The 22,930-nt window shown below is 58.8% G+C and carries 20 protein-coding genes and 1 pseudogene; 10 read left to right on the top strand and 11 right to left on the bottom strand.

Translation table 11 applies throughout. The features are described 5' to 3' along the window. Nucleotide 1: 1 nt before the first annotated feature. Genes QMG15_RS10215 through QMG15_RS10225 form a run of 3 tightly spaced genes read right to left on the bottom strand, consistent with a single transcriptional unit; the run spans nt 2 to nt 2,054 of the window. The gene (locus tag QMG15_RS10215) at nt 2–385 is read right to left on the bottom strand and encodes a Rieske 2Fe-2S domain-containing protein (protein ID WP_281788521.1); all 384 of its coding nucleotides are present in this window, start codon (nt 383–385) and stop codon (nt 2–4) included. Further along, nucleotides 378–1,037, bottom strand: a complete 660-nt coding sequence (locus tag QMG15_RS10220; RefSeq protein ID WP_108358093.1) for an HAD-IA family hydrolase — start codon at nt 1,035–1,037, stop codon at nt 378–380. Before QMG15_RS10220 ends, QMG15_RS10215 begins: the two co-directional genes overlap by 8 nt. Nucleotides 1,038–1,040: 3 nt before the next feature. Beyond that, nucleotides 1,041–2,054, bottom strand: a complete 1,014-nt coding sequence (locus tag QMG15_RS10225; RefSeq protein WP_281788522.1) for an RluA family pseudouridine synthase — start codon at nt 2,052–2,054, stop codon at nt 1,041–1,043. Between the two features lie 560 nt (nt 2,055–2,614). Here QMG15_RS10225 and QMG15_RS10230 point away from each other — a divergent pair. After that, nucleotides 2,615–5,590, top strand: coding sequence for an Rne/Rng family ribonuclease (locus tag QMG15_RS10230; RefSeq protein ID WP_281788523.1), 2,976 nt, complete (start codon nt 2,615–2,617; stop codon nt 5,588–5,590). 100 nt (nt 5,591–5,690) lie between these two features. On the opposite strand, the gene QMG15_RS10235 is transcribed toward QMG15_RS10230, so the two are convergent. From QMG15_RS10235 to hemC, 4 genes are read right to left on the bottom strand one after another with little or no spacing between them, the layout of a single operon-like run. Then, nucleotides 5,691–6,989, bottom strand: a complete 1,299-nt coding sequence (locus QMG15_RS10235) for a heme biosynthesis HemY N-terminal domain-containing protein (protein ID WP_281788524.1) — start codon at nt 6,987–6,989, stop codon at nt 5,691–5,693. Between the two features lies 1 nt (nt 6,990). Then, nucleotides 6,991–8,079 (bottom strand): uroporphyrinogen-III C-methyltransferase, encoded by a 1,089-nt coding sequence (locus tag QMG15_RS10240; RefSeq protein WP_281788525.1) that lies wholly within the window; start codon nt 8,077–8,079, stop codon nt 6,991–6,993. Further along, nucleotides 8,076–8,912, bottom strand: coding sequence for a uroporphyrinogen-III synthase (locus tag QMG15_RS10245; protein ID WP_281788526.1), 837 nt, complete (start codon nt 8,910–8,912; stop codon nt 8,076–8,078). Before QMG15_RS10245 ends, QMG15_RS10240 begins: the two co-directional genes overlap by 4 nt. Nucleotides 8,913–8,927: 15 nt before the next feature. Further along, nucleotides 8,928–9,836 carry a hydroxymethylbilane synthase gene (hemC, locus tag QMG15_RS10250; protein ID WP_281788527.1) on the bottom strand — a complete coding sequence of 303 codons (909 nt, stop codon included), beginning with the start codon at nt 9,834–9,836 and terminating at the stop codon, nt 8,928–8,930. Between the two features lie 197 nt (nt 9,837–10,033). On the opposite strand from hemC, the gene argH reads away from it, so the two are divergent. From argH to QMG15_RS10275, 5 genes and pseudogenes are all read left to right on the top strand, one after another. Continuing rightward, nucleotides 10,034–11,482 (top strand): argininosuccinate lyase, encoded by a 1,449-nt coding sequence (argH, locus tag QMG15_RS10255; protein WP_281788528.1) that lies wholly within the window; start codon nt 10,034–10,036, stop codon nt 11,480–11,482. 1 nt (nt 11,483) lies between these two features. Next, nucleotides 11,484–11,954, top strand: a complete 471-nt coding sequence (locus QMG15_RS10260; protein WP_281788529.1) for a DUF2127 domain-containing protein — start codon at nt 11,484–11,486, stop codon at nt 11,952–11,954. Then, nucleotides 11,951–12,886 carry a 1-phosphofructokinase family hexose kinase gene (locus QMG15_RS10265; protein ID WP_281788530.1) on the top strand — a complete coding sequence of 312 codons (936 nt, stop codon included), beginning with the start codon at nt 11,951–11,953 and terminating at the stop codon, nt 12,884–12,886. The genes QMG15_RS10260 and QMG15_RS10265 overlap by 4 nt, the downstream gene beginning before the upstream one ends. A 99-nt stretch (nt 12,887–12,985) precedes the next feature. Next, a pseudogene (locus tag QMG15_RS10270) lies at nt 12,986–14,141 on the top strand (alpha-hydroxy acid oxidase). 14 nt (nt 14,142–14,155) lie between these two features. Then, complete coding sequence (locus QMG15_RS10275) at nt 14,156–14,674, top strand: anti-sigma factor (RefSeq protein ID WP_281788531.1); 519 nt, start codon at nt 14,156–14,158, stop codon at nt 14,672–14,674. Here QMG15_RS10275 and QMG15_RS10280 read toward each other — a convergent pair. After that, a complete protein-coding gene (locus QMG15_RS10280; protein ID WP_108358102.1) occupies nt 14,671–14,859 on the bottom strand; it encodes a 4-oxalocrotonate tautomerase in 189 nt (62 codons plus the stop codon). The two genes, QMG15_RS10275 and QMG15_RS10280, sit on opposite strands and share 4 nt — an antisense overlap. Nucleotides 14,860–14,934: 75 nt before the next feature. Here QMG15_RS10280 and dinB point away from each other — a divergent pair, with 75 nt between their 5' ends. The 4 genes from dinB (at nt 14,935) to QMG15_RS10300 (ending at nt 19,596) form a co-directional block, all read left to right on the top strand. Beyond that, nucleotides 14,935–16,182, top strand: a complete 1,248-nt coding sequence (dinB, locus tag QMG15_RS10285; RefSeq protein WP_281790119.1) for a DNA polymerase IV — start codon at nt 14,935–14,937, stop codon at nt 16,180–16,182. Nucleotides 16,183–16,281: 99 nt separating this feature from the next. Continuing rightward, nucleotides 16,282–17,097 (top strand): phosphate/phosphite/phosphonate ABC transporter substrate-binding protein, encoded by an 816-nt coding sequence (locus QMG15_RS10290; protein ID WP_281788532.1) that lies wholly within the window; start codon nt 16,282–16,284, stop codon nt 17,095–17,097. A gap of 1 nt (nt 17,098) precedes the next feature. Continuing rightward, entirely contained in the window at nt 17,099–18,520 is a 1,422-nt protein-coding gene (locus tag QMG15_RS10295) for an ATP-binding protein (RefSeq protein WP_281788533.1), read from the top strand. Nucleotides 18,521–18,522: 2 nt separating this feature from the next. Continuing rightward, on the top strand, nt 18,523–19,596 hold the full coding sequence (locus QMG15_RS10300) for an HD domain-containing phosphohydrolase (protein ID WP_281788534.1): 1,074 nt from the start codon (nt 18,523–18,525) through the stop codon (nt 19,594–19,596). Nucleotides 19,597–19,607: 11 nt separating this feature from the next. Here QMG15_RS10300 and queF read toward each other — a convergent pair whose 3' ends face one another. The 3 genes from queF to QMG15_RS10315 form a co-directional block, all read right to left on the bottom strand. Further along, nucleotides 19,608–20,453, bottom strand: coding sequence for an NADPH-dependent 7-cyano-7-deazaguanine reductase QueF (gene queF / locus QMG15_RS10305; RefSeq protein WP_281788535.1), 846 nt, complete (start codon nt 20,451–20,453; stop codon nt 19,608–19,610). Then, on the bottom strand, nt 20,453–21,235 hold the full coding sequence (gene yaaA, locus QMG15_RS10310; protein ID WP_281788536.1) for a peroxide stress protein YaaA: 783 nt from the start codon (nt 21,233–21,235) through the stop codon (nt 20,453–20,455). Before yaaA ends, queF begins: the two co-directional genes overlap by 1 nt. Before the next feature lie 61 nt (nt 21,236–21,296). Beyond that, a complete protein-coding gene (locus QMG15_RS10315) occupies nt 21,297–22,892 on the bottom strand; it encodes an ABC transporter substrate-binding protein (RefSeq protein WP_281788537.1) in 1,596 nt (531 codons plus the stop codon). Between the last annotated feature and the right edge of the window lie 38 nt (nt 22,893–22,930).

The following is a 22,930-nucleotide window of genomic DNA, read 5'->3' on the forward strand; positions in this document are numbered from 1 at the left end:
ATTAATCTAGAAATTCGAAAGGCTTTAAGTTGTACGCAGTATGCCAGTGGACCACGCCATCCAGTTCGCTGAGCGCAATCTTGACCAAGCCACCTCGGCAAGGCCCGCCTGCGCATTCACCGGTATCGGGCGCGTATTCAGCGCCGTGCGTGGCGCACAACAGCCAGCGACCTGAGGCATCAAAAAACTGGTCCGGCTGGTAATCCATTTCCATCGCCACATGCGTGCATCGGTTCAGATAAGCATGCGGCTGGCCTTCAAAACGAATCGCAAAGGCGCGGCAGGTTTGACCAGCAAACACCACATCAAACGGCACAGCGCGGCCGCCTTCGGCCAAGTCTGGGCTGTTGCACAGGGGAATCACGTGTGGCAAAGACTCAGGCATGGGCGGACAACCAATCGTGCAACTCCTTCACAGAGTGCGCGATAAAACGTGGATTCAAGGGTTCAAACTGACCGTGGTCGTGCGCGCCGTAGCTCACGCCCACACTGGCGCATCCTGCGTTGACCGCCATTTGCAAGTCGTGCGTGGTGTCGCCAATCATCAAGGTGCGCTCGGGCTCAACGCCAAACTCGCGCATCAGCTCGTGCAACATGCGCGGGTGCGGTTTGCCTGCCGTTTCGTCTGCCGTGCGCGAGCCATCGAACACACCTTTGAGTTCGGACGTGTGCAACGCTTCGTCCAAGCCACGGCGGCTTTTGCCTGTGGCGACCGCCAGCCAGTGGTGACGTTCACGCAAAGTGGCCAGCAAAGGCAACACGCCTTCAAACAAAGCAATGTCGTTGGCGTGCTTCATGTAGTGAAAGCGGTAGCGTTCGCCCAGCAACGGGTATTTGTCTTGCGGCACATCCGGCGCTGCATGGGCCAAGGCTTGCATGAGCGCCATGCCAATCACATACGACGCGGCCTCGTCCGAGGGCTTGGCCCCGCCCACATCCACCACCGCCAACTGAATGCAGCGGGTGATGATTTGCGTGGAATCAAACAGCGTGCCGTCCCAATCGAAGGCGATCAAATCAAACTGGCGTGGGCGCATGGCTTAAACGTCGAGATGCGGTTGGATGATGGGCGGCTGGACCGAGTCCACGAAGTTTTTCAACTCCGGTGGCAGCGGCGCTTGCAAGGTGACGAGACGATGACTTTGTGGATGCTGAAACTTGAGCTGCCACGCATGCAAGAACATGCGCTTGAGGCCCATCTTTTGCAGAATTTTGTTTTGCTCGAAATCGCCGTATTTGTCGTCACCCGCAATCGGGTGACCTTGGCTGGCCAGATGCACACGAATTTGGTGGGTGCGGCCCGTCTTGATGGTCACTTCCAACAAAGTGTAGGGGCCCACCGTGCGCGCCACGCGCACCAGCGTGATGGACCGCATGCCGTTGGGGTCGTCTTTGCCGACCACTTTGACACGACGTTCGCCCTCGCCCACGCCGTTCTCGACCGTGTACTTGAACAAAGGCGAGTCGATCACTTTCTTGTTCGACGGCCACAAGCCCAACACCAACGCCAAATACGTTTTGCCGGTTTCGCGGTCGCGGAATTGGTCCTGCAGGTTTTTCAATGCGCTGCGCTTTTTGGCCACCAGCAACACGCCCGAGGTTTCGCGGTCCAAACGGTGCACCAGCTCCAAGTTGGTTGAGGCGGGGCGGGCCCGGCGCAGTTGCTCGATCACGCCAAAGCTCACGCCGCTGCCGCCGTGCACGGCCACGCCAGCGGGTTTGTCGATGGCCATCATGCACTCGTCTTCCATCAGCACGGGAAATTCACGCGCTGGAGCCGGCGCATCGGCCTTGGCCTGCACTTGGGCTGAGATGCGCACGGGCGGTAAACGGATCAAATCGCCCGTCTCCACCCGTTGCTCGGCAGAGGCACGGCCTTTGTTCACCCGCACTTCGCCCGAGCGAATGATGCGGTAAACGTGGGTTTTTGGCACACCCTTGAGGTGGCGCATGAGGAAGTTGTCCAGGCGTTGACCCGCCGAGTCTTCATCGACCGTGAGTGTTTTTACCGAAGGGGTGGGGGTTGGGGCCAAAGCCCCTATAATGTGATTCACCAGCGTTTTGCTCTAAGTGCTTGATTTAACACAGATTAGACCATGTACTGACGAACGCGGTAAGGTCGATGCCCCTTTTGTGCCCGAGACGCAGACCCAGTACCCAAGAGACTGAGTGGCACTCGCCCCAAAAGTTGAGCCGACGCTCAGAAAACACTGAAACGGAATACCCCAAGTTGTGGAGGCTCTTTTTGAAAAGCCTCCATGACGGATCACTGCAAGAAGCAAAAACGATGGTTGTGGCAATGTTGATGTTGATGGAACTCTGCACAGAGTGGCTTTTGCCACGGTCTGTGTACAGCGTTGCGCGTCGCATCTATGCCAGCTGGACCAGCCCTGTCTCCCCTGCACCGGCTCATCAAGCCACGCACTCGACAACAGGACAACCGCGACTTCTTGCCCTTATCCACGCGCCCACCCACCGTCCCCTGCGCTGATCTCACATTGATTAGCGCGGCGGCGACGGTCTCAGCGGCAATTCCCTTCGTTCTCTGACGTCCCTCAGGCATCGTTGGCCCGTCATGGGCCTGTGATGATTTGACACGTGAAGGAACCGCATCATGAAACGGATGCTAATTAACGCAACCCAGTCGGAAGAACGCCGCCTGGCCATCGTCGACGGCCAAAAACTGCTCGACTATGAAATCGAAATCGAAGGCCGCGAACAGCGCAAAGGCAACATCTACAAAGCCGTAGTCACCCGCGTCGAGCCATCTCTCGAAGCTTGCTTTGTGGATTACGGCGAAGACCGCCACGGCTTCTTGCCGTTCAAAGAAATTTCCAAACAGTACTTCGCCGAAGGCGTGTCGGTGAGCCAAGCGCGCATCCAAGACGTCATCAAAGAAGGCCAAGAGCTGTTGGTCCAAGTGGAAAAAGAAGAACGTGGCAACAAGGGCGCAGCCCTGACCACCTTCATCTCGCTGGCTGGCCGCTATGTGGTGCTCATGCCCAACAACCCACGCGGTGGTGGCGTCAGCCGCCGCATCGAGGGCGACGACCGTGCAGAACTCAAAGAAGCGATGGACCAATTGGAATACCCCAAGGGCATGTCCATCATCGCGCGCACCGCTGGCATTGGCCGCAGCGCCCCTGAGTTGCAATGGGACTTGAACTACTTGCTCAAGTTGTGGACCGCCATTGACGGCGCCAAGGGTGCCAAAGGCGCGTTCTTGATTTATCAAGAATCCAGCTTGGTCATCCGCGCCATCCGTGACTACTTCAACCATGACATCGGCGACATCTTGATCGACACCGATGACATCTATGAGCAAGCGCATCAGTTCATGGCCCACGTCATGCCTGAGCACGCCGCTCGCGTGAAGCGCTACAGCGACGAAACCCCGCTGTTCAGCCGCTTCCAAATCGAACACCAAATCGAGTCGGCCTACGCCCGCACCGTCAACCTGCCATCCGGCGGCGCGATTGTGATTGACCACACCGAAGCCTTGGTGTCGGTGGACGTCAACTCGGCCCGCGCCATCAAAGGCGGCGACATTGAAGAAACCGCCACCCGCACCAACCTCGAAGCCGCCGACGAAGTGGCCCGCCAAATGCGCTTGCGCGATTTGGGTGGCCTGATCGTCATCGACTTCATTGACATGGACGAAAGCCGCAACCGCCGTGACGTGGAAAACCGCTTGCGCGAAGCCTTGCGCCACGACCGTGCCCGCGTGCAATTTGGCACCATCAGCAAATTCGGCTTGATGGAAATGAGCCGCCAACGCCTGCGCCCTGCGCTGAGCGAAGGCGCTTCGATTCCATGCCCACGTTGCGGCGGCTCTGGCCACGTGCGTGACACCGAGAGCTCGGCTCTGCAAATCTTGCGCATCATCCAAGAAGAGGCCATGAAGGACAACACGGCTGCCGTATACGCCCAAGTGCCGGTGGAAGTGGCCTCGTTCTTGTTGAACGAGAAGCGCACTGAGATTGCCAAGATCGAAATCCAACAACGCTTGAACGTGTTGCTCGTGCCAAACAAGACACTGGAAACACCCAACTACAAGTTGGAGCGTCTGAAGCACGACGACCCACGCCTCGACCGCGTGGAAGCCAGTTACAAAATGGCCGAGGAGTTTGAAGACCCCACCGCCGTGACACGTCGCTCACAAGAGCCCACCAACAAGCAAACGCCTGTCATCAAAGGCGTGTTGCCTGATGCACCGGCACCCGCGCATGAGCCTAAGCCTGCTGCACCTGCGAAAGCACCTGCACACGCACGCGGCCCTAAGCCTGCGGCCAAAGCACCTGAAGCTAAATCGGGCGGCTTGTGGGGTTGGTTCACTGGCTTGTTCAGCAGTGACTCGGAAGAAAAAGCCAAGCCAGCCGTGGGCGACAAAAAGCCAGGCGAACGCGGCGAGCGCCGTGATGGCCGCAGTGCCAATGGCCGAGGCGGCCGTGGTGGTCGCGGTGGCCGTGGTGGTGACCGCGCCGAACGTGGCACTGAAGGCCGTACCGAGCGCAACGCCGAAGGCCGCACTGAGCGCAACGCTGAAGGCGTTGAAGCCCGTGGCGAACGCCCAGCGCGCGGTGAGCGTGCAGAGCGCGGCGAGCGCAATGTGGAACAACGCGGTGAAGGTGGTCGCAGCGAGGGTGGCCGCGAAGGCCGTGGCCCACGCCAAGACCGCAACCGCGGTGGCCGTGGTGAAGGTCGCAACGGTGAAGGCCGTAACGTCGAAGGCCAAGCGGCTCTCGACAACAACGCCTCCCCCGAAGCCCAAGCCGAAGCACGCGCCAAAGCGCGCAACGAGCGCATGGCCCGCGAAGAGCGTGGCGAAAGCACCGAAGGCGGCAACGAGCCACGCGAACCTCGCGGTGACCGTGCTGAACGCGGCGAACGTGGTGAGGGCCAAGGCCGTCGCGAACGTAGCCCACGCGGCGAACGCAACGAAGGCCGCCGTGAGCGCGCCCCACGCGTTGACGAAAACGGCAATCCAGAAGTTTTGCCACTCGACAACGCCGCAGCCACCGAAGGTCAAGCACCGCAAACCGACGAGAACGGTGGCGAGCGTCGTGAGCGCCGCTCACGCGACCGCTACGGCCGTGACCGCCGCGAGCGTGGCGACCGCGCACCGCGTGAAGAAGGTTCTGCAGAACACGCCGATCAAGGCCCAGCCGCTGAGCACGACAACACGTCTCAAGAGCAAGCGCCTCAAGAAGCCCGCGAGCCTCGCCAACCCCGTGAACCACGCGGTGAACGTACTGAGCGCCAAGAGCGTCCAGAGCGCAGCGAGCGTTCGGAACGTGCCCCACGTCAAGCGCCTCGTGAAGCCTCACAGCCAGAAGCACCTGTGGCACAAGCCGCTGCACGCCAAGGCATGCCAAGCATCCAAGCGTTCACATTGCCTGTGTCTGCGATGCAAGCAGTGGCCCAAAGCAGCGGTTTGGAATGGGTCAACTCCAATCCAGAAAGCATCGCTGCGGTGCAAGCTGCGATTGCAGCCGAGCCCAAGCCCGTGCATGTGCCACGCGAGCGTCCACCTGTGGTGATCTTGGATGAAGGTCCATTGGTGTTGGTTGAGACCCGCAAGGATCTGTAAACCACACGCCCCGCAAGGGGTTTGAACCCCCAAGCAAAACGGCCTAGATCACTCTAGGCCGTTTTTGTTTAGCGATGCAATGATGAAGGCTTGGCGATGTTTACGCGGCCACCTCAGCAGCGCGCTTCCAGCACAACTGGGCGCGTGCTGTTTCTTCTTTCTGCTCGGCCAGCTGAGCCAAGGTGCGCCAGGCTTGGCGCTGCATGTCGGGGTTTTTGAGCTGCGGTGCAGCTTGCTCCAGCATTTGCTGCGCCTTGCCCCACAGAGCGTGATGCCAACACACCAGGCCTGCCAAATATTGCAACTCCACCCAGCGTGGGTAGGTTTGACGCGCGCGGTCAATGCTGGCCAGCCAATCTGAATCGGCAGGCAGCAGCACCAAGGCACGTGCCAGAGTTTGGGCCACACGCTCGCGAACAGCAGGCGTGCAACTGTCTGGCTTTTGCACCATGCGATTCCACAAAGGCGTGAGCCAAGGCATCACGGCGGTGGCTTCGCCACTGAGTTTGAGCATGCGCTGCGCGGCATGCAACACCACCTCGGGCTGCTCGCGCTCTGTGGGCTCCAACGCATCCCACGCGCGCTGCAATTGGGCGCTGTCGTGCGCTTCGTTCAAGCTGGCCACGGCCAACTCACGCAGCAAACTTTGCGCGGCCGTCTCAGAAAATGCGCCATGTTTGGCCAGCAAACGTGCGGTGTCGAGGGCCAAGGTGTGTTGTTGGTCGAGGCGCGTCGCTTTCAGGCGCATACGCAAGGCCAAGGTGCGACGCGCGGGGCCGTGGCGCAAACCATCTAACCAGCGCAGTGCTTCAGGGGCATCACGGTCACTCAAAGCCCAACGGGCTGCGCCCAAATAGGCAGATTCGATGGCTTCATCCACCGCCTCATCCGCTTGTTCACGGCCCAAGGCCATGACCGCTTGCAAATGCGACACACGGGCATCACGGTCACGCAAGGCATGGGCGCTTTCGGCGGCAATCAGGTGCGACAAAGCGCGGAGCTGTTGTGTGTGGCGTAGCGCGGGGTCGTCTGCCGTGCGCACCGAAGCCAACAAGGCCTCCAAAGCCAGCGCTTGTTCAGCCGACTTGACGGCACGCACATAGCGGCCACTCCACAACTGAGACAGTGCATCCAACAAAGCCGCGTGCATGGCACGCTCTTTTTGTTGCAAGCGCCAGCGGCGGGCTTGGTGGGGCAATTCAAACAGGGCCGACATGGCGCGCCATGCCAAGTGCAGCATCACAAACAGCGCCACCAACACCAGCAATACCAAATTGAGCGACAGGTCGACACGGTAAGGCGACCAAAACACGGTGACCGTGCTTTGGTTTCCGCCGGCCAACAAGGCCGAGGCCACGGCCACACCGAACAAGGCAACAAACCACAAAGCGGCTTTCATATCAGCGCCCCGCTGCAGCTGTGGTGAGGGCCGCGATGGTGTCGTCCACACGCGGGATTTCAATTTGCTTAGCCTGCGCCAGCACTTCACGCGCCAGCGCCAAGGTGGTTTGGCCTTGGCGGGTTTGCATGTCAAAGTAACGCACCAAGTCGTCGTTGGCTTGCTTCATGTCAGATTGCACGGCATCGAAGTGACGGGCCAACAAACCCAAACGTGCATTGAGCAAACGCAGCTTGAGGTTTTCGCGCACAAAGAAACTTTGGTCGGGTGACAGCATGCTGGCTTCGGGTTTGCCAATGCGACTGACGCGAATCAGGCTTTGGGCGTCGTCCCAAACGTCAGACAGCACCTTCTCCCACCAGCTCATGCTGATGGCCTTGGCCCAGCTCGTGGTGGGCACGGCTTGCACCGGTTTTTCTTTGGGCGCATGGCCCACCGCGTTGAGCAAAGGCAAGGTGTCGACCACGCGCACCAGCTCGTCGAGCTTGAACAGCAAGGCCGGGGTGTCAGCCACAGCCGTGGCTTTGATGCGTTCAATGTCGCGGGTGACCGCACGCAGCACGGGTGCGAGGCGGGGTTGTGCGACTTTGGTCAAACGTTGCTCGGCCGAGTTGAGCGCGGCCAACAAAGGCTGCACGCTGCCAGTGAGCTGGGCTTGTTGCTGCGCCAAACGAATGGCGGATTCAATGTCGACCACCAAGTTTTCGTCGCGCGAGCGCGAGAGGCTTTGCATCAGGTCTTCGAGCTGGCTGCGTTGCAAGGCCACTTCGCTGAGCTTGGCGTCGGTCACCGACAAGCGGGCGGCAGTTTCGCGCGCCAACTCTTCGGCTTGTTTGGACGTCACACGCGCTTCCACCGCTTGGCTACCGGTGTCAGCGCTTTGGCGCGCCAGTTGTTCTTGAATGCCCGAGAGCTTGGCCCACATCAGGCCCGAGCCCACAGCGCCCACCACGGCCAATGCGCCGATGCTGCGGATGAGCCACGTGTTGGCGTCCGTGCGGGTGCTGGCGAACTCGCTGGCGTTGGCAAGCGGTTCAGTCGTCGGGCCCAAGGGTGGGAGATTGGAGGTGTCGTCGTGCTCTGGCTTCATGCCAGACATTCTAATGAGCGAAGCATATCCGCGACATGGGGGCGAGAGAGGTGAACCGCACCAAAACCCAGCGTCTGCGCCGTTTGGGCAATGCGGGCATGGGTGGCGATACAGCGGGCGTTGGCCCAACTTTGAGCGGGCAAGGCGTGGGCAAGGTGTTGGATGGCTTGCGAGCTGCTGAAGCACCACACGCTGCCGTCGGTGGCAGCTTGGGCGGCCTGCGCTTTTTGCTGGGTCGACCACACGGGCGCGCGGCGCTCATAGGCCACCACAAACTGAGCCGATGCGCCTGCGACCTGCAGCTGTTGGGCCAGCCAATCGCGGCCTGTGCCGGTGAGTGCGGCGTTGGGCTCTGGTTGTGCGGCTGCCGTGTCTGAACACACGTCATGGCCCCGAACAATCAGCACAGCTTGCCCCACTTTCACCTGCGCGGCGACACGCTGCCACAAGGCTTCCGAGTCAAACTGCGCCGCGTCGGTGGCAGGGCTGTCAATGCACGCTTCGGGCACCCCCGCTTGCAACAAGGCTTTGTGCGTGCCCGGACCCGTGGCCCAGCAACGCGGGCCGTTGGCCCAAGTGGGGCTTGTGATCTGCCCCGCATCGGCACGCAGGGCCGCTGGTTGGCTGTCAAAGAAATAGCGCACGGCTTGTGCGCTGACAAACATCACGGCTTGCCATTCGGACCAGTGCGCCCACGCTTGCAACACGGGCTGTAAATATCTAGCGGGGCCGACCTCAATCAAGGGCAAGGCCAGCGCTTGGTGGCCAGCGGCTTGCAGCGCATCGACCCACGCTGGCGCATCGCCTGCGGGTCGGGTGATGATGACGCGCATGGCAGGCCGCGCGGTTTAGTGGGCGCCTTGGGCACGCAACTGGGCGGCCACCGATTCGCCCAACACATTGGCGGCTTCGCGTGAAGCGGGGTCAGCAGCGTCCAAGGTTTGTTTGACTTCAGCGCGCAACAACACGGGCGCGCCCGATGGGTCGCCCCACGCAGCTTGCAAGTGCAGCACGCCGTTGGTCAACGTGGCATGTGCCGCCAAGGGCATGGAGCAGCTGCCGCCCATGGCACGGCTCACGGCGCGCTCGGCGGTCACGGTCAGCCAAGTGGCGGCATCGGCCAGCGGGGCCAAGGCTTGGGCCACGTCGGCACGGTTGCTGCGCACCTCAATGCCCAATGCGCCCTGCCCTGCGGCGGGCAGCATCTCGGTGGTTTCAAAAATGTGACGAATGCGCTCACCCAAGCCCAAACGCTTCAAGCCCGCAGCGGCCAACACAATGCCGTCGTACTGGCCTTCGTCGAGCTTGCGCAAACGGGTGTCGAGGTTGCCGCGCAAGGGCTGAATCTTCAAATCGGGTCGCAAAGCGCGCAGCAGCACGGTGCGGCGCAGGCTGGAAGTGCCCACCACCGCGCCTTGCGGTAAATCATTCAGGTGCGCGTATTGGGACGACACCCACGCATCGCGCGGGTCTTCGCGCTCCATCACGCAGGCCAGGTCAAAACCTTCGGGCAAATCCATGGGCACGTCTTTGAGGGAATGCACGGCCAAGTTGGCGCGGCCTTCTTCGAGTGCCACTTCGAGTTCTTTCACAAACAAGCCTTTGCCGCCCACTTTGCTCAAACTGCGGTCCAAGATTTGGTCGCCTTGCGTGGTCATGCCCAGCAGCGCCACGCTGTGGCCTTGAGCCTGCAGCAAGGCTTGCACGTGCTCAGCCTGCCACATGGCCAAACGGCTTTCGCGGGTGGCGATGGTCAAGGAAACGGGGGTTGTGGAGGCAGTAGGCAAAACAAAACTCGCTTTTTCAGAGCCACGACAGGCGTGTGGCGAAATCAATTGCGGTAAATGTTAGCAGGCGCACCCAAGCGCTGAACGCACAGATCACACGCCCCACGAAGACGAAACCGAAGCGCCATCGCGGGAAGCGGCCGCCAGCCCGATAAAATCTGACCTATATGACAAACCAACTCGACAAAAAATCCCAAGCGTGGTCCGCCCTGTTTTCTGAACCCATGAGCGAGTTGGTCAAGCGCTACACAGCCAGCGTGTTCTTTGACAAACGCTTGTGGCAAGCCGACATCACGGGCAGCTTGGCCCACGCGGAGATGCTGGGCCACCAAGGCATCATCGGCAAAGACGACCACGCCGCCATCCAAAAAGGCATGGCGCAAATTTGGTCTGAAATTGAATCTGGCCAGTTCGAGTGGAAGCTCGACCTGGAAGACGTGCACCTGAACATCGAAGCCCGCCTCACCCAATTGGTGGGCGATGCTGGCAAACGCCTGCACACCGGCCGCAGCCGCAACGACCAAGTGGCCACCGACGTGCGCCTGTGGTTGCGCAGCGAGATGGACCTCATCATCGATCTGTTGGTCGATTTGCAAAAGTCGCTCGTGGAAGTGGCCGAGAAGAATGTGGAAGTCATCTTGCCCGGCTTCACCCACTTGCAAGTGGCCCAGCCCGTGAGCTTTGCCCACCACCTGTTGGCCTATGTGGAAATGTTTGCACGTGACGCTGAGCGCATGAGCGACGTGCGACGTCGCACCAACCGCCTCCCTTTGGGCAGCGCCGCTTTGGCTGGCACCACCTACCCGCTGGACCGCGAGCGCGTGGCCCGCACACTGGGCATGGTCGACGAACACGGCAACGCACAAGTCTGTCAAAACAGCTTGGACGGCGTGAGCGATCGCGACTTCGCCATTGAGTTCACCGCCGCCGCTTCGCTGTGCATGGTGCACATCAGCCGCATGTCAGAAGAGTTGATTTTGTGGATGAGCCAAAACTTTGGCTTCATCAAAATTGCTGACCGCTTCACCACCGGCAGCTCCATCATGCCGCAGAAGAAAAACCCAGACGTGCCCGAACTCGCACGCGGCAAAACTGGCCGTGTGGTCGGCCATTTGATGGGCCTCATCACCTTGATGAAAGGCCAGCCCCTGGCCTACAACAAAGACAACCAAGAAGACAAAGAGCCGTTGTTTGACACGGTGGACACACTCAAAGACACGCTGCGCATCTTCAGCGAAATGGTGGGCGGCCAAGTCAACCCAGCCACGGATCAAAAAGAAGGCGGCATCACCGTCAACGCCCAAGCCATGGAAGACGCCGCCAAAAAAGGCTTTGCCACCGCCACCGACTTGGCCGACTACTTGGTGAAAAAAGGCCAGCCCTTCCGCGATGCACACGAAACCGTGGCCCACGCCGTCAAGGCCGCCGCCAGCCACAACTGCGATTTGTCTGAGTTGCCGCTTGAAGTGCTGCAAAGCTTTCACCCCGCCATCGAAAAAGACGTGTACGACTGCTTGAGCCTGCATGGCTCACTCAATGCCCGCAACACACTAGGCGGCACAGCCCCCGTGCAAGTGCGCGCGCAAATTGAGCGCCACCACAAACGCTTAGGCTGACATGTCCGACGTCAAAGACCCGCGTAGCGCGCTCCAAGCCATCGCGATCTTTGAAGCGACCAAAGGCATGGCCGCTCTGGCCGGTTTGATTGGTGTGCTTGACTTGCTGCACCGCGATGTCCGCGCTGTGGTCTTGACGCTGATTGGACGCTTTGGCCTAGACCCCGAGGCGCACTACCCGTCCCTGCTGCTGCATTACGCCGACTTGTTGCCAGACACCGATGTCCACATGTTGGTCATGTTGGCCTCGGCCTACATTGCGTTGCGCTTCATTGAGGCCACGGGTCTTTGGCTGGGCAAGGCCTGGGGTGAATATTTGGGCGCACTCTCAGGCGGCATTTACATTCCGTTTGAGGTTATGCATTTGATCGACGAGCCCTCATGGATGAACGCTTTCATCGTGACATTGAATGCAGCCATCGTTGGCTACCTCACCTACGCACTGTGGCAACGCCACCAGCCACACACATGACCGACATCCTCACCGTCACCATGAACCCCGCCTTGGATGTGCTGACCACCATCGCCCAGGTGAGCCACACCCACAAGATGCGCTGCGGCGCGGTGCTCAAGCACCCGGGTGGTGGTGGCGTGAACGTGGCGCGTGTGCTGCACCGCTTGGGCGCGAACTGCGTGGCTTTGTATCTGGCAGGCGGTGTCACCGGCGAGCGTCATCACAAGTTGATGCGCACTGAGAAAGTGCGCTGCCATGTGATGCCCATCGCCGAAGAAACACGCGAGAGTTTTTCGGTCCACGAAACATCGAGTGGCAACGACTTTCGCTTTGTATTGCCCGGCCCTCAGGTCTCAGCCGCCGAAGTTGAGGCCTGCTTTGACTACGTGGCGCAGCACCTGCCCAAACAATTTTTGGTCATCAGCGGTGGTTTGGCACCGGGCGTGCCCACTGATTTTTATGCGCGTTTGGCAGCGCTGGCCAAAGCGCACGGCGTGCGCGTGGTGCTAGACACCAATGGCCCCGCATTGGCCGAAGCGTTGAAGGTGGGCGTGTCTATGTTCAAACCCAGCTTGCGTGAGTTGCGCGATTTAACAGGCCAAGACTTACCCAACGAAGAAGCCCAAGTGGCTGCGGCGCAGCAGCTCATTCAATGTGGTCAAGCCGAGATCGTGGCGGTGTCCTTGGGTGCAGACGGTGCCTTGGTGATCAGCGCCACCGAGCATTGGCGTGCCCGCAGCGTCAAAGTGGATGTGCAAACCACCATTGGCGCGGGCGACAGCTTTGTGGGCGGCATGGTGTGGTCGATGGGTCGAGGCGACCGCTTGCTCAAAGCATTTCAATACGGCATGGCCTCGGGTGCGGCGGCACTGCTGGCCCCAGGCACATCGCTGAGCCAAGCGGCAGATGTGCACTATTTGCTACCGCAAGTGGTGGTGGAAGCCATCTGAGGCGCTCGCTTTAAATTATTTCAATCCCGCTGTCGCACTCTTCACACCGCTTTCACTGCACCTCGGGCTACCATGCGTCTCAAATTTAGGAGACCTTGCATGCCCGTGATTACCAACATCGAAGACTTGCGCGTTTTGGCCGAAAAACGTGTGCCCCGCATGTTCTATGACTACGCCGATTCCGGCAGCTGGACCGAGGGCACCTACCGCGCCAACGAAGCGGACTTCCAAAAAATCAAGCTGCGCCAACGCGTGGCGGTGAACATGGAAAACCGCACGACCGCCACCAAGATGGTGGGCCTCGATGTGAAGATGCCCGTGGCCATTGCCCCCGTGGGCCTGACCGGCATGCAAAGCGCCGATGGTGAAATCAAAGCGGCACGCGCTGCTGAAAAATTTGGCATCCCCTTCATCTTGTCCACCATGAGCATTTGCTCCATGGAAGACGTGGCCGCTGCCACCACCGCGCCCTTCATGTACCAGCTCTACATGATGCGCGACCGCGAAGCCAATGTCCAACATGATTGAACGCGCTCGCAAAGCCAAGTGCAGCGCCTTGGTGCTGACACTGGATTTGCAAGTGATTGGCCAACGCCACAAAGATTTGAAGAACGGTCTGACAGCGCCCCCCAGCCCCACCATCGCCAACATCATCAACCTCATGACCAAACCCCGTTGGTGTTTGGGCATGGCGGGCACACGCCGCCATACCTTTGGCAACTTGGTGGGCCACGTCAAAGGCGTGAGCAACATGAAGTCGCTGTCCTCTTGGACCAACGAACAGTTTGACCCCCGCCTGTCGTGGGAAGACGTGGCATGGGTCAAAGCCCAGTGGGGTGGCAAGCTCATCCTCAAAGGCATTCAAGACGTGGAAGACGCCAAGCTGGCTGCGCAAAGCGGTGCCGATGCCATCGTGGTGAGCAACCACGGCGGTCGCCAACTCGACGGTGCGCAATCGAGTATCGAAGCGCTGCCCGCTATCGTGGCCGCCGTGGGCGACCAAATTGAGGTGTGGATGGACGGCGGCATTCGCTCCGGTCAAGACGTGCTGAAAGCTTGGGCCTTGGGCGCACGCGGCGTGCTGATTGGCCGTGCCATGGTGTACGGCCTCGGTGCGATGGGCGAAGAAGGCGTGAGCAAGGCCTTGCAAATCATCCACAAAGAGCTGGATGTGACCATGGCGTTTTGCGGTCACACCAACATCCAAAACGTGAACACCAACATCTTGCTGCCGGGTACCTTCCCTAAGGCTTAAGGCACACTTGAGGGATGAGCGAAGACACAACCACATCCCCCAAGTCCACCAGCGTCAGCGCTTGGTGGCGCGCCCTGAGTATTTTTCTGGCCCTCGTGGTGTTCATCGGGTGGGCCTTCAGCGCCAGCATGTATGAGCAGCTCAAGGCACAAGTTCACCACTTGGAAGCCAAGCTGGTGGAAATTCCTCAGGTGCGCGAAGTGGCTGTGCTGCAAGATGAGCAACAAGCCCCTGCCATGCTGCTCACCTACGACCCCAAAAACCAAAAGCTGCAAGTGCAGCGCCTCAACGACGTCAAAGAAGGCCGCGAGCAAAGTCTGCATGTGTGGGCCATCGCCGAAGGTGATGTGCCTCGCTTGTTGGGTGTTCTCACGGACCGCTACAAAACCCAACAGCTTGATGTGCCGACACAAGCCCTTGAAGGCGCACGCGCCTTAGGCATCAGCGTCGAGAACAAAGACCGTGGTCCACGTGACGGCAAACCACGACAGCCTTGGTTGTTCAAAGGCTGGTTGGTTCAAAAAGCGATTTAAAGCTTCTCGCTCCAAGGCACACCGCCGGTGGCCCAGTCGTGGCGGGGAATGTCAAAAAACAAAACATCCACCGCAGCGGGGCTGCTGCCTAAAGTTTGGCAAGTGGCTTCGGTCAAGGCTTTCGCCAATTCTTTCTTTTGCTCTGGTGTACGACCTTCAAGCAATTCAACGCGAATGGTAGGCATGGGTTCTCCTGGAGTTCAAAGTGGCTGCGATTATGCTTGCCTGCTGTGACCTTGCCTGAATCCAACCCTCTGAAAATGCGCCGCATTGCACACCTCGACATGGACGCTTTTTACGCCTCCGTCGAGCTGCTGCGCTACCCGCAGCTCAAGGGCTTGCCCGTGGTGATTGGCGGTGGACGCCGCCGCGTGGACGACATGCTGGAACGCTTGCGCCAAGAACACCCAGAACACGCGTGGTCCGAAGACAAACTCGACGAAATACCGCTCGCTTTCTTTCCGCGCCTCTCTGGCTACACAGGCCGAGGCGTCATCACCACCGCCACCTATGCCGCGCGACAGTTCGGCGTGGGCTCAGCCATGGGCGTGATGAAGGCGGCCAAGCTCTGCCCCGATGCCATCCTGCTGCCCGTGGACTTTGACCAATATCGCCACTACTCACAACGCTTCAAAGCCATCATCACCGACATCGCACCGTTGATGGAAAACCGCGGCGTGGACGAGGTGTACATCGACTTCACCGACGTGCCGGGCGGCCAACGCGAAGGTGGCCGCGTGTTGGCGCGCTTGATTCAAAAAGCCATCTTTGACGACACCGGCCTCACCTGCTCGGTGGGCGTGGCGCCCAACAAACTGCTGGCCAAAATGGCGAGTGAGTTCAACAAGCCCAATGGCATTTCCATCGTCACCGACGCTGATTTGACAGACATGATTTGGCCCCTGCCCTGCCGCAAGGTGAATGGCATTGGCCCCAAGGCCGAAGCCAAGCTGGCCCAACACGACATTCACACCATTGGCGACTTGGCGCAACGCGACCGCGTGTGGCTGATGCAGCATTTCGGCAAAAGCTACGGTGCCTGGCTGCACGATGCCGCCCACGGCAAAGACGATCGCCCGATTGAAACCGCCAGTGAGCCCGTGAGCATCAGCCGCGAAACCACGTTTGAACACGATCTGCACGCCGTGCGGGACCGCGAGGCCTTGGGTGCGATCTTCACCCAACTGTGCGAACAAGTGGCCGCCGACTTGCAACGCAAAGGCTATGTGGGCAAGACCATTGGCATCAAGCTGCGCTACGACAACTTTCAAAGCGTCACACGCGACCAAACGCTCGAGAGCTACATCCACCAAGCCCCCGCCATCAGACAAGCCGCAGGCCAATGCCTGAAGCGCGTCGACCTCAAACGCCGCCTGCGTTTGCTGGGCGTTCGCGTGGGCTCGTTGATGAAAATTGAAGACTGGCAAGCGCAAGGTTCACGCGCCGAAGAAACACCCGCACAGCCCTATACCGAGTCGTTGTTTGGGGATGAATCTGAACAAAATTGATAAAGTCACAACTCAAGCGAAAATAACAAAATCAATCAAAATGGGTTTTGCCAAATGCGCGCTTTCAGACGACATCTCGTTGGGCTTTTCGCTTGTGCGTTGCTGATCAACAGCGCCGCACAAGCCGCATGTTTGGGCGATCAAAGCACCACCAAGGTCTACACCTTTGACGTGGTGCCACAGCTCACCGCCGCCAAGATTTACACCACCTGGTCGCCTTTGTTGCAACGCGTGGGCCAAGAAGCGGGCTTGTGCTTTGAGTTGCGTGTCTCGCCCACCATCCCAGAGTTTGAGCAAAAGCTACTCAAGGGCGAGCCCGAGTTTGTGTTTCTCAACCCCTACCACGCCGTGTTGGCCCACCAAAAGAAAAAGTACCAACCTTTGCTGGCGGACAGCGAAGACTTGCTCACCGGCATCTTGGTGGTGCGCGCAGACAGCCCCATCAAAAGCTTGGACGAGTTGAAGGGCAAAAACGTGTCGTTCCCCGCCCCCAACGCATTTGCCGCCTCGTTGCTGATTCGTGCGGAATTGGCCAAAAAGAAGATCGACATCAACCCCGTGTTCGTCAAAACCCACAGCAATGTGTACCGCTCCGTGATTGGCAAAGACGCCTTGGCGGGCGGTGGCGTGAACAACACGCTAGACAACGAAGCGCCCGAGGTGCGCCAGCAATTGCGCGTGCTGTTTGAAACCCCCGCCTACACGCCCCACCCCGTGGCCACCCACCCCTCGGTGCCCGCGGCTGTGCGTGAGCGTTTCTTGAAGGCCATGCTCAAGCTCACACAAGACGACGACGGACGCAAACTGCTGGACGGCATCAACCTGCACAAGCCGCAAGCCGTCACCTACGCCAAACACTACAAGCCTTTGGAGTCTTTGCAGCTGGACAAGTTTTTGGTTCTGAGTGGCCAGTGACATGCTGCAACGCCTGAGTTCTGCGCAGTGGAAAAGCATCAAACCGGCCCTGTTGATTGGGCTGGCGTTGGCGCTGCTGCAAATTGGTTCAGGGCTGGCGGCGTATTACCAATCCAAAAGCTTGTTGTGGGAAGGTAAGTTTCAAACCTCGCACAACCTCACACAAGGTTTGGTGGTGGCGGTGGCCGACCAAATGGTGCTGAAAGACTACGCCTCGGTCGAGTCGCGCATTGTGCAAACCATGTCGAATGCCGAAGTGGCCTCGGTCATCTTGACCGACACCGCAGGCAAGGTGCTATCGGCCCTCAAACGTGAGCCGGGTCAAGAGCCGCATTTGGTGTTTGATCCCGATTGGATACAAACCCCAGAAACCGAGCAAGCGCTGCTGCAATCGCGCGACCACGCCTTCATCACCACCTGGGCCAAGGTGAGCTTGGGCTCTGACTTGGGCTGGGTGCGGCTGCAAACCTACAACGAACTCGACAGCGCCGACTTGGTCAGCCTGCGCCAACAAACGCTGCTGCTTTCGGTGCTTTCGGTGGTGTCGGGCATTCTCATTTTGGGCGTGTTTTTGTGGCGCGCTTATTTCACCGTGGTGCAACGCGGCCACATGTTTGAGGCCCAACTCGACGAAGCCACCAAGCGCTTGGTGCAGTCTGAAAAACTGGCCTCGCTCGGCGAACTGGCTGCAGGCGTGGCCCACGAAATCAACAACCCTGTGGGCTACGTGTCGTCCAATCTGACCACGCTGCAAAAATATTTGGCGGTGTACGAAAAGGTGCTGGATGCACCCGCAACGGACCCCGCAGAAATGGCCGCGTTGAAAAAGAAACTCAACTACGCCTTCATCCGCGACGATTTACAAAGCTTGCTGAAAGAAACGCAAGAAGGCGTGGGCCGCGTGAAGGCCATCATCCAAGACTTGAAAGACTACGCACGCACCAATGCAGCCACGCACTATGTGGCGTCTGACCTTCAGGTGGGCTTGAAGTCCACCCTCAACATTGCGCGCAACCAACTCAAAGACCGTGCCGATGTGCGTTTGACGCTGGGCGATTTACCTTTGGTGGAATGCGCACCGTCACAAATTGACCAAGTGTTTTTGAACCTCATCGTCAACGCCGCACAAGCCATGCCCACCGGCAAGATGGGCGTGATTGACATTCGGACCGCCTGCAATCACGAACAGGTGTGGGTTGAGGTGCAAGACAACGGGCCAGGCATTGCGCCCGAGATTTTGAAAAAAATCTTCGATCCGTTTTTCACCACCAAAGACCCGGGTACGGGCACAGGCCTTGGACTTTCGGTGTCGCAAAACATCATCCAGCAGCACGGCGGCACACTCACGGTGGACAGCACTGTTGGCGTGGGCACCACGTTCAAAATCACACTCCCCATCAAACGCCCAGCGGCCAAAGGATGACCATGACTTCTTCTAGCAATGAATCGTTTGATGCCAGCCAATACAAAGTGCTGTGCGTGGACGACGAGCCCAACATCTTGTCGGCCTTGCGTCGCATGTTGTCACTTGAAGGGTTTGAGGTGTTCACCGCAGAAAGCGGCGCACAAGCCTTGGACTTGCTGGCGAAAGAACCCATCCACGTCATCATCTCGGACATGCAAATGCCGCAGATGGACGGCACAGAACTGCTTGAAAAAGTGCGCCAGCAATGGCCGCACACCATGCGCCTCATGCTGACGGGTGCATCCGATGTCTCGGGTGCGATTGACGCCATCAACCAAGGGGCGATTTACCGCTACACCGCTAAGCCTTGGAACGATGCGGAGTTGCTGGGCACCATCAAGTCGGCCATCGCATTTGGCACCTTGGCCAACGAACATGACCGCTTAGAAGCGTTGACGGTGGCGCAAAAAGAATCGCTCAATGAAATGGTGGACACGCTGGAGTCCCGCGTGCAGGAGCGCACAAAAGATTTGCGTGCAGCTTATGTGGCCTCCATCAAGGCGTTCTCCAACATCCTAGAGTTGCGTCGCCCCGACTTGCTGCCGCACTCACGCCGCGTGGCCACGCTGTCGATGAAGATGGCCAAACTGGCGGGCTTGAGCGATGACGCGTGTCAATCGGTCTACATCGCGGGTTTGTTGCACGACATTGGCAAGATTGGTTTGAGCGACCGCGTGCTGAACACCAAGTTCATCGAGCTGCCACTGGCCGATGCCAAGGTGTATCGCACCCACTGCCTCATGGGAGAGACCACACTCAACACGCTGGACGACATGAAAGGGGTGGCCGCCATCATTCGTTCACATCACGAGTACTTCAACGGCACGGGTTTTCCAGATGCGCTGACCGGCAACGAGATTCCAGTGGGCGCACGCATTGTGGCCATCGTGGAAGCCTACGAAGAGCTGCAATCGGGCGACTACGCCAAAGCAGAAAGCAGCCCCGCCGACGCTGTGCGCGTGATCTTGAGCAACAAGGGCACCTTGTTTTGCCCCGAGATGACGGACGTGTTTGTGAAAGCCTTAGGTGGCTGACACCGCTGCGATCACTGGCGTGCCGTGCGCACGTTCGATGGCACGGCCTGCGGATGGCTGGTGCGCCAAGGATTGATGTCCAAGCCACCGCGGCGTGTGTAACGCGCATACACCTCCAAGCGCAGCGGTTTGCAACGGCGCGTGATGTCCATGAAGATGCGCTCCACGCATTGCTCATGGAACTCGTTGTGGTTTCTAAAGCTCACGATGTAGCGCAACAAACCGGCCTGGTCAATTTGCGGGCCGGTGTAGCTGATGCGCACACTGCCCCAGTCGGGTTGACCCGTGACCAAGCAATTGCTTTTCAGCAAATTGCTGGTCAATGTTTCGGTGGTCGGCGCTTCGTTGAAATTGGCGGTCAGCAGCTCGGGGTTGGGTTGGTACTGGTCGCACTCCAAATCCAAACGATCCAGACTGAGTCCGTCCAACTCGTGCACGGGCTCGCGGTCAAAACTTTCGGGCAACACCAGTTGCACGCCCACGCTGGCCTTGACGGACTCGCCCTGCCAAATGGCTGCGCTCAAGTCTTGGCGCAAACGGGTTTGCAATTCAGCAATGTCGTCGATGCGCGTGTTGTTGAAACTGTTCAAGTACAGCTTGAACGATTTGCTCTCAATGATGTGCGTGGACTCCGCGGGCACGGTGATGCGCGCCAAAGCCACTTGCGGCTTGCCGCGTGTGTTGAGCCAACTCAGCTCATACGCCGTCCATAAGTCAGCACCAAAAAATGGGGGCTGGCCGGTGATGCCAATTTCGTCACGTTTGGTTTGGCGTGGAATGGGAAACAGCAAGGACGCGTCGTACTGGTCCACATACGACGACGACTTGCCAAGCTGCGATTGTTCAGGGGTGTTCATCAATTCATTCCATCCAATTTGCGGCGGAACACTTTGCGGTCCGGCTCTGAGACAGCGGCGTCAAACGCATAGCCTTCTGAGTTGAAGCCTTCCAAGGCCTTGGGCGTTTTGACTTGGTGGGTCACGGCATAGCGCGTCATCAAACCACGCGCGCGCTTGGCGTTGAAGCTGATGATTTTGTATTTGCCGCCTTTGTAGTCTTCAAACACGCATTCAATGACGCGCGCTTTCAAGGCCTTGCGGTCTACCGATTTGAAATACTCTTGCGATGCCAAATTGACGATGATGGGCTCGCGCTCAGCGCTCAAGCGTTCGTTCAAATAATCAGCAATCTGTGTGCCCCAAAACTTGTACAGGTTGTTGCCCTTGTCATTGGCCAACGCCGTACCCATTTCTAGGCGATACGGTTGCATCCAGTCGAGGGGGCGCAACACGCCATAGAGGCCACTCAAAATCGCCACATGCTCTTGCGCCCAATCCAAGTCTTTGGGCTTCAAGGTTTTGGCGTCCAAGCCTTCGTACACATCGCCATTGAAGGCCAGCACCGCTTGCTTGGCATTTTTGTCTGTGAATTTTGGGCGCCACGCTTGGTAGCGCGCCACGTTCAGGCTGGCAAGCGCATCGCTCAAGTGCATCAAGCTGGCAATGTCTTGCGGCGATTTGTCTTTGAGGATGTCAATCAACTCGGCAGACTGCTGCACAAACAGCGGCTGCGTGTGCGGCACGTCACCCGCAGGGGTGTCGTAGTCAAGGGCTTTGGCGGGTGAGAGCAGAAACAACATAGGGCACAAAAAAGGCTTCACGAGGAAGCCTGAATTATGGATGGGGCCAAATAGCCCCGCGTCAGGGGCTGGACTGCCCCAAAGAGACGCGATGAAAACTGAGCCGCCCCAAAGGGCTGAGCTCAAACCCCTCCACCTCACGCCGCACCACCTTGAACTGCACCGTGTGCGAAATGGTGAACCAGGGGGCCTGTGCTTTGGCAATCACTTGGGCGCGTTGGTAAAGGACAGAACGCTCTTGCTTGCTGGACGAGCGTTTGGCTTGTTTGACCAAATCGTCATAGCCCGCATCGCAAAAACGCGCCACATTGAATCCATTCATGGCCGAGCAACCCAGCAAGGTGTTCAAAAAGTTATCGGGATCGCCGTTGTCCCCGGCCCAACCGAACAAGCCCATGTGGTGCTCGCCGGTTTTCATGCCGCGCACGTAGTCGGTCCATTCAGGGCTTTTGATCTCGACCTTCACACCGATTTCAGCCAAGTCTTCGCGGATCAACTTGGCCACGCTCAACGCGTCGGGCATGTAGGGGCGTTGCACGGTCATGGCCCACACATCGGTTTTGAAGCCCTTGGGATAGCCGGCTTGCGCCAACAGCTTCATGGCGGCTTCGGGGTCATACACATCGTCTTCGACCTCGCGGTTGTAACCCCATTGAATCGGTGGCATGGGGTTGATGGCGGGGACTGCGGTGTGTTGGTAGACCGTGCGCAAAATTTTTCGTTTGTTGATCGCCATGTTCAAGGCGCGACGCACACGCACATCGTCGAACGGTTTTTTGCTGATGTTGTACGCCAAGAAACCAACGTTCAATCCGGTTTGGCTCAACACTTTGACGCGCACATCTTGGCGCATCTGCGGCATGTCTGCGGGATTGGGATACGCCAAAACATGGCACTGCCCCGCTTGCAATTTGGCCCAACGCACCGAGGGGTCGGTGTCAATCAGAAAGGTCAGGCGATCAACTTTGGCACGACCCGCCCAATGTTTGTCAAATGCCGTGAAGACGATTGATCTGTCCTTTTGGTAAGCGCGCCACTGAAATGGCCCAGTGCCCAGAGGCGCTTGGTCAAACTGTTCGGGCGTACCCGCCGCGTGCATGGCGGCCCCGTACTCGGCCGACTGAATGCCCGCCCAAGACATGGCCAAGTTCGCCACGAAGGGTGCCACTGGCTCGGTCAAGACAAATTCAACGGTGTAGTCATCGACCTTGCGAATGTGTTTGAGCACCTCCCCCATGGCCATGTCGTTGAAGTACGGGTGGTCTTGGTGCGTGACGTGGAAATAAGGATGCTCTGGCTTCCAAGAACGCGCCAGCGTGAAGATGACATCGTCGGCATTGAAATCACGCCTCGGCGTGAACAAGGCGTTGGACTGCCACTTCACACCGCGTCGCAAGAAAAAGGTGTACGTCAACCCATCCTCCGACACGTGCCAGTACGTGGCCAAAGCCGGCTTGAGGTGGGTTGTTCCTGCTTCAAATGTGACCAAATTGTCAAAAATTTGCTGCGTCACATCAAACGAGGTGGCCGAATGGCTGATGCTGGGCGAGAAGAACTCGGGGCTGCCCTCTGCGCAGTACACCAGGTCTTTTGTGGCGGCCAACGCGCTGGAGACACACACACAAGCAAGCAAGGCGCGAAATAGGAAGTTCATCATGATTCAATTCACTTAATTTGAATGATTTTTATGAGGCT

Source organism: Limnohabitans sp. INBF002, from assembly GCF_027924905.1.
GTDB lineage: Bacteria > Pseudomonadota > Gammaproteobacteria > Burkholderiales > Burkholderiaceae_C > Limnohabitans.